The sequence below is a fragment of the Clostridium grantii DSM 8605 genome, from assembly GCF_900129965.1.
GTDB classification, from domain to species: Bacteria; Bacillota; Clostridia; order Clostridiales; family Clostridiaceae; genus Clostridium_AF; species Clostridium_AF grantii.
Genome location: NZ_FQXM01000014.1, coordinates 23,098 through 37,760, shown reverse-complemented (window position 1 = coordinate 37,760; position 14,663 = coordinate 23,098). Strand labels below are relative to the sequence as shown.

At 28.7% G+C, this 14,663-nt stretch carries 11 protein-coding genes; 7 read left to right on the top strand and 4 right to left on the bottom strand.

The features are described from left to right. Window positions 1–56: 56 nt before the first annotated feature. Window positions 57–536, bottom strand: a complete 480-nt coding sequence (locus BUB83_RS12610; protein WP_073338827.1) for a UPF0158 family protein — start codon at window positions 534–536, stop codon at window positions 57–59. Window positions 537–696: 160 nt separating this feature from the next. Here BUB83_RS12610 and BUB83_RS12605 point away from each other — a divergent pair, with 160 nt between their 5' ends. Together BUB83_RS12605 and BUB83_RS12600 are read left to right on the top strand one after the other, a co-directional pair. Continuing rightward, window positions 697–1,896, top strand: coding sequence for an alanyl-tRNA editing protein (locus tag BUB83_RS12605; RefSeq protein ID WP_073338826.1), 1,200 nt, complete (start codon window positions 697–699; stop codon window positions 1,894–1,896). Window positions 1,897–1,916: 20 nt separating this feature from the next. Beyond that, on the top strand, window positions 1,917–2,600 hold the full coding sequence (locus BUB83_RS12600; RefSeq protein ID WP_073338895.1) for a pseudouridine synthase: 684 nt from the start codon (window positions 1,917–1,919) through the stop codon (window positions 2,598–2,600). On the opposite strand, the gene BUB83_RS12595 is transcribed toward BUB83_RS12600, so the two are convergent. Then, window positions 2,601–3,350 carry an alpha/beta hydrolase gene (locus tag BUB83_RS12595; protein WP_073338825.1) on the bottom strand — a complete coding sequence of 250 codons (750 nt, stop codon included), beginning with the start codon at window positions 3,348–3,350 and terminating at the stop codon, window positions 2,601–2,603. It lies immediately after the preceding gene. Between the two features lie 225 nt (window positions 3,351–3,575). On the opposite strand from BUB83_RS12595, the gene BUB83_RS12590 reads away from it, so the two are divergent. Next, complete coding sequence (locus BUB83_RS12590) at window positions 3,576–4,769, top strand: class I SAM-dependent rRNA methyltransferase (RefSeq protein ID WP_073338824.1); 1,194 nt, start codon at window positions 3,576–3,578, stop codon at window positions 4,767–4,769. A gap of 53 nt (window positions 4,770–4,822) precedes the next feature. Here BUB83_RS12590 and BUB83_RS12585 read toward each other — a convergent pair whose 3' ends face one another. Together BUB83_RS12585 and BUB83_RS12580 are read right to left on the bottom strand one after the other, a co-directional pair. Further along, window positions 4,823–7,264, bottom strand: coding sequence for a YhgE/Pip domain-containing protein (locus BUB83_RS12585; protein ID WP_073338823.1), 2,442 nt, complete (start codon window positions 7,262–7,264; stop codon window positions 4,823–4,825). Window positions 7,265–7,646: 382 nt separating this feature from the next. After that, window positions 7,647–8,768 (bottom strand): DegV family protein, encoded by a 1,122-nt coding sequence (locus BUB83_RS12580; RefSeq protein WP_084133553.1) that lies wholly within the window; start codon window positions 8,766–8,768, stop codon window positions 7,647–7,649. A 272-nt stretch (window positions 8,769–9,040) separates the two neighbouring features. Between BUB83_RS12580 and BUB83_RS12575 the strand changes: the two genes are divergently transcribed. From BUB83_RS12575 to BUB83_RS12560, 4 genes are all read left to right on the top strand, one after another. Continuing rightward, entirely contained in the window at window positions 9,041–9,997 is a 957-nt protein-coding gene (locus BUB83_RS12575) for an ABC transporter permease (RefSeq protein ID WP_143160541.1), read from the top strand. Window positions 9,998–10,008: 11 nt separating this feature from the next. After that, on the top strand, window positions 10,009–10,902 hold the full coding sequence (locus tag BUB83_RS12570) for a carbohydrate ABC transporter permease (RefSeq protein ID WP_200801473.1): 894 nt from the start codon (window positions 10,009–10,011) through the stop codon (window positions 10,900–10,902). A gap of 81 nt (window positions 10,903–10,983) precedes the next feature. Next, the gene (locus tag BUB83_RS12565; protein ID WP_073338822.1) at window positions 10,984–12,633 is read left to right on the top strand and encodes an extracellular solute-binding protein; all 1,650 of its coding nucleotides are present in this window, start codon (window positions 10,984–10,986) and stop codon (window positions 12,631–12,633) included. A gap of 166 nt (window positions 12,634–12,799) precedes the next feature. After that, window positions 12,800–14,662, top strand: a complete 1,863-nt coding sequence (locus BUB83_RS12560) for a sensor histidine kinase (protein WP_073338821.1) — start codon at window positions 12,800–12,802, stop codon at window positions 14,660–14,662. Window position 14,663: the final 1 nt, after the last annotated feature.

Here is a 14,663-nt window from a genome sequence, read left to right as displayed (position 1 = left end):
AATAAATAATAATATAAGAAAACCACTAAAAGCGTTTTTTACTTTTAGTGGTTTTTTTAAATTGCTTTTAATCCTAAAGTTTTTAACCATTCATTAGCTTGCTCAATTCTTTTAGAATCCTCATAATCATACCAAGCATCTAAAATTTGTGGATAATTACTTAAAGCATACTTAAAACTTTTTATTGGATTATCATCTTCAAGAGTTTTAAAAAGAGTGGCTGATAAATTTGAATCAGAAATGTTTTTTAATATAAAATATTTTATATCTTCATTTGAAAAAGTGGTTTCTAATTTAGGTATTAAAACATAACGATTTTCTATATCTGCGCCTATAATATAAGCATCCTCTAATAAATCCTTTTTCCAATCTGGCAGATTATCTTCACTTAACTCTCCTAAAACTACTTTCTCAATATCATCTGGAATATTTATAATATCACCATTATTTGTGTTTAAGTATTCTTTGCCTAAGCCTTCATCATCAAAGGTAAATGATTGAACAAGTAATTCTAAATCAATATGTATTTTTCTCATTTTATCTACATCCTTTACAAAAGAAATTCTTTTATAAGCATAATCAATTTAATGCTTTGTGTCAACTTAAGCTCAAAAAGAAAAAAGTATAATGTTTTTGTGGATACATAGTTTGTGATTCTATGATAAAATATAATAAGCAAATAAGGGAGTTGATTTTGTGCAAAAAATATATTATGAAAATCCATATGAAAAAGAATTTGTTGCTGAAATTATTAATGTAGTTGAAAAAAATAATGAGTATCATATTGAATTAGATAGAACTAATTTTTATCCAGGTTCTTTAGATAATCAAGGGGATACCGGATTTATAAATGAAGTATTAGTAACAAGAGTTTATGAAGAGGAAAATACAATTTATCATGTAATTAAAACAAAACCAAATAAAATTCATAGAGTTAAGTGTAGTATTGATTGGGAAAAAAGATATACTTATATGCAAAAACATTTGGCGTGGAATTTGCTTGTTACTTATTTTTCGGAGTTATTTAACATAAAAGCTAGTGATAATCCAGAAAAAAGTAATTATAATTATATAGACCTTAATGGTCAGGTGGATGAAACTCAAATAAAAAAAGTAGAAGAAATGGTGAATGAAATAATTTTTAAGAATATAGCTGTTGAAATGATTTATCCTAATAAGAAAGAACTAAAAAAGCTATCAATTCAAAAAAATACTAAAAATAAAAATGATGAAGTTAGAGTGGCAAAGATTAAAGATTTCACTGCTTTTATTAGTGAAGGTATTTTGCCTAAGTCAACAATTGAGATACAAATGGTAAAAGTAAATAAATATGAAAAGCAAGGTAAAGGAAGTAGAATTCATTTTATTTGTGGAAATTCAGCAGTTTTAGATTATGTTTCTAAATTTGAATTAATGGCTAAAATAACTAAAGCTTTTAAATGCGATGAAAGTGATATAATTACAAAGGTGGATTCCATATCTAATGAAATAAACAATGCTAGATCAGAAAATGCCCTTTTAAAAACTAAGGTTGCTGATTATGAAATACAAAATATGATAAATAATTGTGAAAGCGAAAATAACATTAAAATTTTAAAAATTGTATATGAGAATGAAGATTTAAAATACATCAATCTTTTAGCTAAGAAACTAGTGGAGTTTCCTGGTATTATAGTTTTATTTGCTATAAAAGATCAAGAGAAAGCAAACCTTTTATTTATGTGTTCTAAAGATATAAAATTTATAAGCATGAATAATCTTTTAAAGGATGCCATTACCTTAATTGATGGAAAAGGCGGCGGAAGTGATTTTGCAGCACAGGGTGGGGGCAAAAACAATAATAATTTAGAAGCAGCACTTGATTATGCTTATAATAAGGTTAGAACTGGAGTATAGACTTAATGGATGAAAAAGTTATTAGAATAAATAAATTTTTAAGCAATGCAGGTTTTTGTTCAAGGAAAGAAACCAATAGATTAATTGAAGAAAATAGAATTAAGGTTAATAAAGAGTATTGCAATATTGGACAATGGATAAAAGAAACAGATGAAATTCTAGTTGACGATAAGGTTGTTCCAGTAAAAAAAAAGGTTTATATAGTTTTAAATAAACCTGTAGGAGTTACTTGCACAGCTGCTAGGGAAGTTAAAAATAACATAATTGATTTTATAAATTATCCAGACTATATCTTTCCAGTAGGTAGATTAGACAAGGACTCCGAAGGGTTAATACTAATGACCAATGATGGAGAGCTGGCAAGTACTATTTCAGATGCGGCAAATGAGCATGAAAAAGAATATTTAGTTACTGTTGATAAACCCTTTGAGGATGAATTTATGATAAACATGTCTGCAGGGGTTGAAATTTTTGGGGTTAAGACAAGGCCTTGCAAAGTGATAAGAGTTGATAAAGATACTTTTCGAATTATTTTATCTCAAGGGCTTAACAGACAAATTCGTAAAATGACTAAAGCTTTTGGGTATAATGTCATTAGTTTGAAGAGAATTAGAATTCTTAATATTAAAATAGATGGATTAGAAACAGGCTCATGGCGAAATCTCACAGAAAACGAAATGTTACAACTAAGAAAACAAACATAACTAAGCTATGTTTGTTTCTTTATTATGGCAAAAATCAATAACAGCTTTAAAAGTTGTTTCTTTTTCATCTTCTATCATTATTAAATGACCACTAGTCTCAAGAAAAACAGGTTGTACAATTTTTGAAGAAACCTGGTTAGCAATTATTTCTACACTTTTATCGTCTACAATAGCATCATTTTTTGAATGAACAATTAGCACAGGAGAAGTTATTTTAGATAAACTTTTCTTTACAACTGCAGCCAACTTGTTAAGTTCATTTACGCTATTTATGGGAAATTTATCATAACCTAAAAGATATTCTAGCTGATGGGATGGAATATCTCTTTGGGACCACTTGCTGTATTTAACAAAATGTCTTATTATACCTGCATATTTTGTGGATTTATTTTTTTGAACAATAGGAGGAGATAATAATATTAATTTATCTACTTGGTAATTCTCAGCAATATACATGGAAATCAAAGAGCCCATGGAGTGACCGATCAAATAAACTTCTTTGTATTGTTTTTTTAATTTATGGTATTCTTTTAATGCTGAATTTACCCAGTCCATGAAAACATTATTAAGCATATCTTCAGCTTTTGTTCCATGACCGGCTAGGGTTATTCCACTTACAGTAAATCCTTTTTCGTGGATTTTTTCGCCCAACTCTCTAAGCTCAGCTGGTGTACCAGTAAAACCATGAATTAAAATGCAAGCAATATCATTTCCTTCAAGAAAATATTCTTTTTTTAAATCAGGGTACATATGTAATACCTCCCTATATTTTTGATATATGAAATATAGCAAATAGTTATATTTCTAACAAAATTCTATAAAAGTATATCATAATAGTAAAAATAATACAAAGTATTTTGATGGTTTCATTAATACTAATGGTTTTTATGAGTACTTGTATTGGGCATATAGATACATATATGTTATAATTACTGAATGATGTAATACAATAAAAATAGTTTAGGATGGTATATTATGATTGAAACAACACTTGTAGTAAAAAAAGAGTTTACAAATAAATATAAGAATGGGTATCCATTAATTCTTAAAGAAGCCGTAGAGAGTACAAAGGATTTAAAAAAAGAAGGCCAAATAGTAAAGCTTATAGATAAAAAGAATGTTTTTTTAGGAAGAGGTTATTATGGTAACCAAAATAAAGGATGCGGATGGGTTTTAAGTAATAGCAGTAAAAGCTCATTAGATTATAAATTTTTTTATGATAAACTTAGAAATGCTCTGTCTAAAAGAAAAGAATTTTATTATTCCAAAGACACAACTGCTTTTAGAGTTTTTAATGGTGAAGGAGATGGAATAGGTGGCCTTACCATAGATTACTTTGATGGTTTTTATCTTTTGACTTGGTATAGTTTGGGAATATATGCTTTTAAAGATAATATAATAAAAGCAATAAAAGCATTAGTACCTTTTCATGGAATGTATGAAAAAAAGAGATTTGATGAAAATGGTATGGTTTTAGATGAGGATAGTTATTTAACAGGAAGAAAAGCACCAGAACCTCTTATAGTTAAAGAAAATAATGTTAAGTTTGCAATATATCTTAATGATGGAGCTATGGTAGGAGTATTTTTGGATCAAAAGGAAGTAAGAAATTCTATTAAAAATAAATATTCAAATAATAAAAGTGTATTAAATACTTTCTCTTATACAGGAGCTTTTTCTATGTTTGCAGCAAAAGGGGGAGCAACTACTACAAGTATTGATTTAGCAAAAAGGAGTTTAGATAAAACTACAGAAAATTTTAATATCAATGATATAGACCCTAATAAACATAGTATAATTGTTGAAGATTTGTTTGTATACTTTAAGTATGCGAAAAAAAACAATATAAAATATGATGTGGTTATTCTGGACCCACCAAGTTTTGCTACATCAAGTGAGAGTAGCTTTAGTGCAGCTAGAGATTATAAAGATTTAGTTAAAAAAACAATTGAAATCACTAGTGATGAGGGAGTAATTGTGGCATCCACTAACTGTAGTACCTTTAATATGATTAAATTCAAAAAGTTTATTGATGAAGCTTTTATTGAATCAAAAAAACTTTATGAAATTGTAGAGGAATATCAATTACCTAAAGATTTTGCAGTAACAGATAAATTTCCAGAAGGTAACTATTTAAAAGTTTTATTTATAAAAATCATATCTAAATAAATGATATAAAAACACTCTTTCAAATTGAAAGAGTGTTTTTATATCATTTTGAATTAATAAACTAAGTTGTCTTTTTTTAATCTTACTTTTTCGTGAACCTTATCTGCATGTTGTTTCAATATAACTGATGCTGATACTGAAACTAGAAGAACAGCGGCTAAGATTAAAATATCTTTCATAATTACTGCATTATTAGATCCAGATATTATTTCTCTTAAAGCTGATACACAATAAGTAAATGGCATATAAGGATATAATACTTTGAAGAATTTAGGAACAACTTCTAAAGGAAAAGTTCCAGCACAAGATGTTAATTGGAAAATTAATAATACTATAGATAAAAGTCTTCCGGCTTCTCCTAAAAGGAACACTAAGCATTGAATTATACCAATGAACACCATAGACATAAATATGTTAAATACAAAATACATAACTATATTGTTTGGTCGTAATCCTAAAAATAAAACTACAACACTAGCTAAAACGGCTTGAAGTAAGCCAATAAAAGCATAAGATAAGAATTTACCAGTAACTAATGAAGCAGATCCAACATTTAAATCACCGGAAACTTTATCTGTAATGATAAAGAACATTAACATAACACCAACCCAAAGGGATAATGGTATGAAGTATGGAGCAAAACCTTCTCCATATTTTGTTACAGGGTTTATTGCATCATCTGTAATTATAACAGGTTCAGATACATATTCCCCCATAGCACTTGGAGTATTAACTAAGCTATCGCTAATATCAGTAGCACCTTCTTGTAATTTATCATTTAATTCTTGTGATCCATCAAACAATTTTTCCATGCCTTCATTAAGAGAAGTAGAACCATCATATAATTTTGTAACTCCATCTGCTAATTCAGGAACTGAAGAATTTAATGTTACTAAACCTTCTTGCAATTGTTTTGAACCATCGGCTAACTTATCGGCTCCAGATAAAAGACTATTACTTGCACTAGTTGCTGTAGAAATTCCTGATGACAATGCAGCAGTTCCATCTTTTAATGATGTCATAGCTAATATAAGGCTAGGATTACCATTATATCCAGTATTAACAGCGGCATTTAGCATAGCAACACCACTTGCAAGTCCATTCTTTGAATCTGTAACTGCAGAATATACTTTGCTTACTCCTGCCACTAAAGTTGGTTGGCCATTTAAAGGATTGATACCATCTACACCATTAACTGAAGCATTTAACATACTAATACCAGGAGCTAATTGTTTAGATACAGCCTTATTAATAGATTGTACACCATCTAAATAAGTTGGTTTCAAAGGATCTGTAGAATTTGTAGTTGTTTCATTAACTAAAACTGCTACTATACCCTTTGCTTGTGCAATGCTAGTTGCGTCTCCACTATTTAGAAGAGCTTGTACTTGTGTAAGTGTAGCACCTATATTGTTTGTACCAGCTTCAATAGAACTCATACCATTAACTAAACTTGGTTGACTACTTGAACCAGTGTTAACAGCTACATTTAATTGAGTTACTGCTGAACCAAGTCCTGCACTAGTATTTGTAACTCCAGAGTATATGGACTCTAATGCAGAAGTTAAACTTGGAGTTGTATCACTACCAACACTCACAGCATTATTTAAACTATCTAGTCCAGCACCAACAGTTTCTACGCCTTGTAATATTTGACTTGCACCTGAATTCAAGTCATTTGCCCCAGTTTTAGCTGAGTTTAAACCAGTTGATAGCATTGAAATACCATTTTTTAAGCCTAAAGGTGAACCAGAAGCATCTACACTAGTGGTACTAATGCCTGTATATAAAGCAGAAGCCCCATTTGATAAATCTGATACCCCTTCTTCTAAACTAGGTATTTTTTCTTTTAATAAACTTAATCCATCATTTAGTTCATAGGAGCCATCCTTTGCTTCATTTAAACCCTCTGTAAGTTGTCCACTTCCGTCAGCTGCAGCAATTAATCCATCTTTTAAATCGTATAAACTCTCAAAAGTAACTTTTGTATATTCCTTAGTAATGTTTTTTACTATGTTCTCTTTTAATTTTAGAACAACACTACTATTGATTTGAGAAGTTATAAAATTCTTTTTATTATTGGAACTATATATGATTTTAGGTTGAATAGGTGAAGAGTCTTTTGCACTTAAAATATTCTCTGAAAAATTTTCAGGAATAATGAAAACTCCATAATAACCTCCCTCAGCCTTATTTAAACCATCCATAGCTTCATCATAGTCTACAAATTCCCAACCCATTTGATCGTCGGTTTTTAAGTTTTCTATAATGTCGTTCCCATAGTTAACATCATCATTATCAACCACCGTACCTATATCTTGATTTACAATGGCAAAAGGTAATTCTGATAATTGACTATAGGGATCCCAAAAGGCATAAAGATACAATAAGCTATACATAAGAGGCACTATTATGATGGCGATAATAGATATTCTTATAAACCTATTTTTAAAAATGCCTTTGATATCACTTCCTGCAACTTTTAAAAAATCCATTTAATCACTCCTTCTAAAAAATACATGAGAAATAAATCCACATGCTTAACATTGAATAGTATTATTCAATATATCCGACATAAATTTTTATCGTTACGTATATTTATATAACAATTATGACTACCAGTCAATAATTAAATTATTAACATTTTGTATACATAAAGAAAAGATAGTTTATAGGGGGTAGGAGCTGATTTACAATAATGGAAAAGATTGATTGGATTATAAGCTTATTGTTGAATAATAAAAGCTTTATTTTTCATATGAAAACGAAAAAAACAGCATACAAAAACCACTGAATATATTAAAGTGGTTTTTGTATGCTGCTTTTCATGGACAAAGGAGTAAAAGAAAATTTTAGAATTGTTAATCAAATATTCATTTATTTTTTCAATTTCTCAAAAAATTCATTTCTTTTTTCTATAAAATCTTGTTTCTTTTCTTCAAACACACCATCTTTTTTCTTGAAGAATTCATTTTTCTTTTCTAAGATTTCTTTTTTTATTTCAGTAAGCTCTTCTTTCATATCTTCAAATTTTTCACTATTTTTTTCAAATAAGTCATCCTTTATTTTTAGTAAATCATTTTTCTTTTCAACAAGGCTATGAATTTCATTAATAAGTAAACCATCTTTTTTATTGCTTTTTTCAACAAAATACAAAGATATACCGCCAAGACCTACATGAGTTCCTACAGAAACACCCATTTGCATAATAAATATTTCACCAGAATAATCAGCTTCTTTTAGAATTTTATTCTTAAGATTCTCTGCTATTAATTTATCAGAGGTGTAGCCAATTATTAAAAAGTCTGAAATTTCTAAATTAATTCTAGTTATAAGATTATCAACATAATGCTTTAGAACTTTTTTTCTACCACGTTCTTTTGCAACAATTGCACCCTTTCCATTTTTCATGGACATTATTGGATTTATTTTTAATAATTTACCGATCATAGCACTGGCATTAGATAATCGTCCACTTTTAATTAGATTATCTAAATCATTAACAGCTAGATAATGTTTAACATTAGTTTTAAACATTTCAGCGAAATCTATTAGTTCTTCAAAGGTGGAACCTTTTTCTCTTAATCGAGCGGTTTTTAAAAGAAGCCATCCACTTCCGTGACTCATGCATTTAGAATCTACAATATAAATACGAACTTTTGAATCAGGATTAGATTCAAAAAAGTAATCTTTTGCAAGTTCTGCTGATTGGTAAGAACCACTTGTCCCACTGGACATAGATATACAAAGTATTTCATCGTAACCTTTTTCAATAGCTTCTTCAAAAATCTTTACATATTCAGGGGGACTAGGCATTGAAGTAGTGGGATTTTCATCAAGTTCATCTATAATACTATAAAACTCATCTGGTGAAATATCCAGCCTATCTTTATAGGTTTTACCTTCTATTAAAATACTTAAAGGAGCTAAACTTATATCGTATTTTTCTAGAATTTCATCAGATAAATCACAAGTCGAGTCTGCCATTAGTTTAATCATATTTACCTCCAAGAGTCAACAAAATATGTCAACGTTTATTTTTTTATATTAATTTAATAATAACACAGGTTTAAATCTATAGGAATTGTTTATTTCCTATTTAAAAAAGAATCTACAAATATAAAGGTGGATTAAAATACAAATATAGAAAACCAAAATAATCAAAACCGAAAAATGAACACTTAATACGAATTTCCACACATTAAAAAAACGTTATCAAAGAATTATAATGTATTTAGATGATAACAATATCTTTTGAAAGGAGATAAAAAATGCAAAATGATCTTCAAGTAAATTCTAAAATGACAAATGCTAAAAAAACTAAAGATTTTCGTCAAAAACTATATAGTCAAAGATATCTTCTTGCTATGGCTATCCCTGGAGTAATATGGATGCTTATATTTAACTACATACCCATGGCGGGGATTGTAATCGCATTCAAACAATATAATATTGTCAAACCAATCTCAGCAGCACCTTGGGTAGGATTTATGCATTTTACAGAGTTCTTTGCAGATGATAATTTTTGGCTTATTATGAAAAATACTATTGGAATTAGTTTTTTTAAATTAATTATAGGCTTTCCTTTACCAATAATGTTTGCACTTTTACTTAATGAGATTACTTCTGTAAGATTTAAAAAATCTGTACAAACTATATCTTATTTACCTCATTTTCTATCTTGGGTTGTTTTAGGCGGAATATTAATGAACTGGCTTTCGGATGTGGGAATTATAAATAACATTCTTATGGGTTTAGGATTAAGTTCTGAAAGAATTAACTATTTAGCAAAAGCAGAATATTTCTGGGGAATAGCAGTAGTCTCTGATATATGGAAAGAACTTGGCTGGTCTGCAATAATTTATTTGGCAGCTATTGCGGGGATAGATCCTGAAATGTATGAAGCAGCAACAATTGATGGAGCAGGAAGATTTAGAAGAATGTTTTCAATAACACTTCCATCAATAACTCCAACAATTTCAATTCTTTTTATACTAGCAATAAGCGGATTATTGAATGCAAACTTTGATCAAATTCTTGTTTTGAAAAATTCATTAAATATTAGTTCAAGTAATGTTGTTGATATTTATGTTTATACAATGGGTATTCAAAATGCTAGATTCTCTTATGCTACAGCAGTTGGTTTATTTAAATCAATCATAGCGTTTATACTATTATTTTCTGCAAATCTAGGAAGTAAAAAGTTAAATGGAACTGGAATTTTTTAGGGGGTGAGTTTATGAAGATAAATATGTTTAAAAGAAAAACAAAAGCAGACGGGATTTTTGATGTTATTAATGTATTGATTATGCTTAGTATATGTTTTGTGACTATTTATCCAATATGGTATGTAGTAGTGAATTCTTTTAATGATGGTATGGATGCAATGCAAGGTGGAATTTATTGGTTTCCTAGACAATTTAGCTTAGATAATTATAAAGCTGTTTTTGCTAATACGGGTATTATACAATCATTAGGGGTAACAGTAGCTAAAACATTAATTGGAACAATTGTACATGTATTTTTCACTGCCATGGTGGCATATGCTTTATCAAAAAAAGAACTTATTGGTAGAAAACTATATTTAACTTTGGGACTTATAACACTATTCTTCAGTGGCGGTTTAATCCCTTATTATCTATTACTTAGAGATTTAGGTTTATTAAATAATTTCTTGGTATATATTATACCAGCAGCTTTTAGTTTCTACGATTTAATTATTTTTACTGCTTTCTTTAGAGAAATGCCTATCAGTTTAGAAGAAGCAGCTATGATTGACGGAGCAAATGAGTTTAAAATCTTTCTTAAAGTTATTATACCTTTATCTATGCCAGTTTTTGCAACTATTGCACTTTTCCATGGGGTATACCAATGGAACGACTATTTTGCAGGTATAATTTTTGTGAATGATGCAAATTTACAACCTATACAAACATATCTTTTTAGAATTGTTGCTCAATCTAGTGGTAATCAAATGTCTAATTTGACAGCTACAGGAGTTGTGAAAACTACAACTTCATCATCAATTAAACTTGCTACTATGGTTGTTACAACAGCACCAATTGTTTGTGTTTATCCATTCCTTCAAAAGTATTTTGTTAAAGGAATGATGTTAGGCGGAGTAAAAGGTTAATAAGCACTTTATTAGCCAAAATTTAATTTTGGCTAATTTAAATAAATAATATATACTATTTTATACAAGGGGGAATTATCAATGAAAAGAAAGACATTATCAAAAATTATTACTTCTGCTTTAAGTGTTGTTTTATTGACTTCAGTATTAGCAGGTTGTGGTAGCAAAAATACTACAAATGACCAAGCTTCTTCTGGAGAAACTACAACAGTGTCAAATGCAGATGAACCTGGCTGGAAGGCTGATACAGACCCTATAACATTTGATTGGTATTTAAACTTTTCTTGGTTTGCAAACCAATGGGGAGTAGATACAACTTCTAAATATATTACTGAAAAAACAGGAGTAAACGTTAATTACATAGTTCCTGCTGGAAATGAAAATGAAAAACTTAATACTCTTATTGCATCTGGTGATCTTCCAGATATACTAACTTTAGGTTGGTGGGAAGATGGCGTAGATAAAATGATTGAAGGAGATTTAGTTTATGCACTTAATGAATTAGCTGATGAATATGACCCTTATTTCTTCAAAGTAGCTGATGATAAAAAATTAGGATGGTATACTGAAGAAAATGGTAACGTTTATCAATATCCAAATGCTTCATCATCACCAGAGGATTTTGAAAAATATAGTGACATTAAACCTTCAAATCAAACTTTTTTAGTTAGAAAAGATATGTATGAAGCTATTGGAAGTCCAGATATGAGTACACAAGAAGGTTTTTTAGCAGCTTTAGAAGCAGCTAAAGAAATGTTCCCAGAAGTAAACGGACAGCCAATAATACCATTAGGATTACACCAATTTACTGAAGCAGGAAACTATTCTTTAGAAGATTATTTACAAAACTTTTTAGCTATTCCTAGAGAAAAAGATGGAAAATTATATGATGTTACTACAGATCCAGAATATATATCTTGGTTAAAAACTTTTAGAGAAGCAAATGAACTAGGTCTTTTATCTCAAGATGTATTTATAGATCAAAGACCTCAAATGGAAGAAAAGATTGCACAAGGAAGATATTTTGCAATGCTTTATCAAAGAAGTGATATGGCAGCACCAGAACAAGCCCTTTATCAAAATGATCCTGAATCAGTTTATATTGCAGTTGATGGACCAGCTAACAGTGCTGGCGATGAAGCTAGACTTTCAGGAGATGGAATTTCAGGATGGACAGTAACATTGATTTCTAAATCTTGTGAAGATCCTGAAAGAGCTATTGAATTCTTAACTTATCTTATAAGTGAAGAAGGACAAAAGGATGTTTTCTTAGGACAAGAAGGAATTACATGGCAAAACATAGATGGAAAAGATCAATTTAAACCTGAAGTTTTAGAATTATTGAATTCTGATAGAACAGCATTTGATAAACAATATGGAGCATCTAATACTTTCTGGATGCTAATGGATACAAATATGATGCTACAATGGACACCAGAAACAGCAGAACCATTTAAACAAATGGAAGACTGGACAAAAGGTAAAACTGTAAGCTATGCTCAATTTGATAATATAAACCCAGCAGGTGATACAACAGAAGGTATCAATAGTACAAAAATCAGTAATCTTTGGGGCGAAACTCTTCCAAAACTATTATTAGCAGGTTCTGATGAAGAATTTGATGAAATATTCAGTGCTTTTATAGAAAAAAGAGAAAGTTATGATTTTGCTGGCTTACTTCAATATAAGCAAGGAAAATATGAAGAGAATTTAGCAAAATTAGGATTATAAAAATTAAGGTTAAGCCTATTATAAGTTTTTAATTGAAGTGGTTTGTCTATTGGCAAACCACTTCATATATAAATAATCAAAGAATAAATGAAAGATTCTTATAGGTTTACTTTTTTACATTATAAGTTATACTTAATTATAATGTGAGTGAAGGTGGATTACTAATATGAAGAAAATTAGAGATATGAATTTAGGAAAAAAGTTAATATTAGCTTATATTTGTGTTATCGCAGTTCCAATAATAATTATTTCTTTTTATATATTTAAGGAATTTGAGGATAATACTATTAAAGAATTAACTATACAAAATGAATATATAGTAAGTACAGAAAAAGCAAATATTAATTCAAATATAAGTGTTATAGAAAGAACCACTCAATTAGTTTTAGCAAACAAAAATTTCATCAATTTTGTTAATACCACTAGAGAGGTTACTAAAGAAGAATTTGTAGAATATAGTTTAAACACATATCTAGATATTCTTCAGTTACAATATAATAATCCTGAAATTAATAGAATTAAGTTTTACGTAAATGAATCTAGATATATTCCAGAAATTTGGCCTATTATATATCATGAAGAGAATATTAAAGAAGAAAGATGGTTTGATAAAGTAATCGATAATGGAGATAAAGGTTTATGGATACTTGATCAGAAACAACTAAAATATAACAATGTAAATTATAATCAATTACAAGACGTAGTTTCATTTTATAAGGTTTTGAATTTGCCCTATGATAATAGAATTGGCATAAGTGAAGTAAATATGTCTTTACAGGATTTTTTTGTTAGAATGTTTAATGAAGCAGACAAAGGTAAAAGACAATTTTTTGTTATAAAAGATAATAGTGTAATAACAAACGAAGATAATAATTTTTTGGAGAATGAGGATTTAGATTTCCAATTCATTATTAATACATTCAATGAAAATTTATCTGATGAAAAGAAAAGTTTTATTATAAATAATAAAGGTGTAGAACTTATATTTTCCTATGAGTATATTAATGCAATAGATGGCTATATTTTAAACGTGAATTCCACAGAAGAAATTCTATCAAATATTGTAGCAAAAAGAAATGCAATTGTAGGTATAACAGTTGTGCTAATTGGTATTCTTTCATTAATAACCTATTTAATTACATCTTTAATACTAAACGATTTAAAATTAATTACGGAAGAACTTAAAAAAATGAAAGAAGGAGATTTTAATATAAATCTTCCTATGAAAAATAAGGATGAAGTAGGAGAGCTTGCATATCATTTCCGACAATTATTTAGTAAGATTAATCAACTTGTGAGTGAAATTATAAACAAAGAATTAGTTGCAAAGGAATCTGAACTTAGAGCCCTTCAATCACAGATAGATTCTCATTTTTTATATAATAGCTTAGAAAATATAAAAATGATGGCAGAAATTGAGGGAATGTATAAAATTTCTGATTCCCTTACATCTTTAGGAGATATGTTTAGATACAATATAAAGTGGGAAAGCCAATTTTCTACACTAGACAAAGAGCTAGAGTATATAGATAATTATGTGGCTTTATTAAATGTTAGATTTAACAATAGAATAAATTTAATAAAGGAAATTCCAGAGGATTTATTGAATATTCAAGTTTTAAAAATGTCCATTCAGCCTTTAGTAGAAAATTCTATTAAGCATGGCTTAAAAGAAAAAATAAGCAACAATCTTGAAAAAGGAAATATTATAATTAGAGCTTTCAAGCAAAGTGAAGGTGTTGCTATTGAAGTGGAAGATGATGGAGTTGGAATTAGTCCTTATGAACTTCATAGAATCCAAGATAAGATAAAAAAAATGGATGGGTCTATTGAAAAAGTTGATATTGAAAAACATCTTAAAGATGAGGAAAAAGAGAATATAGATAAAAAAGCAAGTAATGGAATAGCCTTTGCTAATATCAACGGAAGAATGCAAATGTTTTACGGTAAAGAATATGGAATTAATATTTTCACTGAGTTAAGCAAATTCACAAAAGTGAGAATTATAATACCTTTTAAGGATCTATAGG

Coding starts and splice junctions, on each gene's coding strand:
- BUB83_RS12565 (WP_073338822.1), top strand. CDS start 10,984: ATGAAAAGAAAGACATTATCAAAAATTATTACTTCTGCTTTAAGTGTT.
- BUB83_RS12575 (WP_143160541.1), top strand. CDS start 9,041: ATGCAAAATGATCTTCAAGTAAATTCTAAAATGACAAATGCTAAAAAA.
- BUB83_RS12595 (WP_073338825.1), bottom strand. CDS start 3,350: ATGTACCCTGATTTAAAAAAAGAATATTTTCTTGAAGGAAATGATATT.
- BUB83_RS12610 (WP_073338827.1), bottom strand. CDS start 536: ATGAGAAAAATACATATTGATTTAGAATTACTTGTTCAATCATTTACC.
- BUB83_RS12580 (WP_084133553.1), bottom strand. CDS start 8,768: ATGATTAAACTAATGGCAGACTCGACTTGTGATTTATCTGATGAAATT.
- BUB83_RS12560 (WP_073338821.1), top strand. CDS start 12,800: ATGAAGAAAATTAGAGATATGAATTTAGGAAAAAAGTTAATATTAGCT.
- BUB83_RS12570 (WP_200801473.1), top strand. CDS start 10,009: ATGAAGATAAATATGTTTAAAAGAAAAACAAAAGCAGACGGGATTTTT.
- BUB83_RS12590 (WP_073338824.1), top strand. CDS start 3,576: ATGATTGAAACAACACTTGTAGTAAAAAAAGAGTTTACAAATAAATAT.
- BUB83_RS12585 (WP_073338823.1), bottom strand. CDS start 7,264: ATGGATTTTTTAAAAGTTGCAGGAAGTGATATCAAAGGCATTTTTAAA.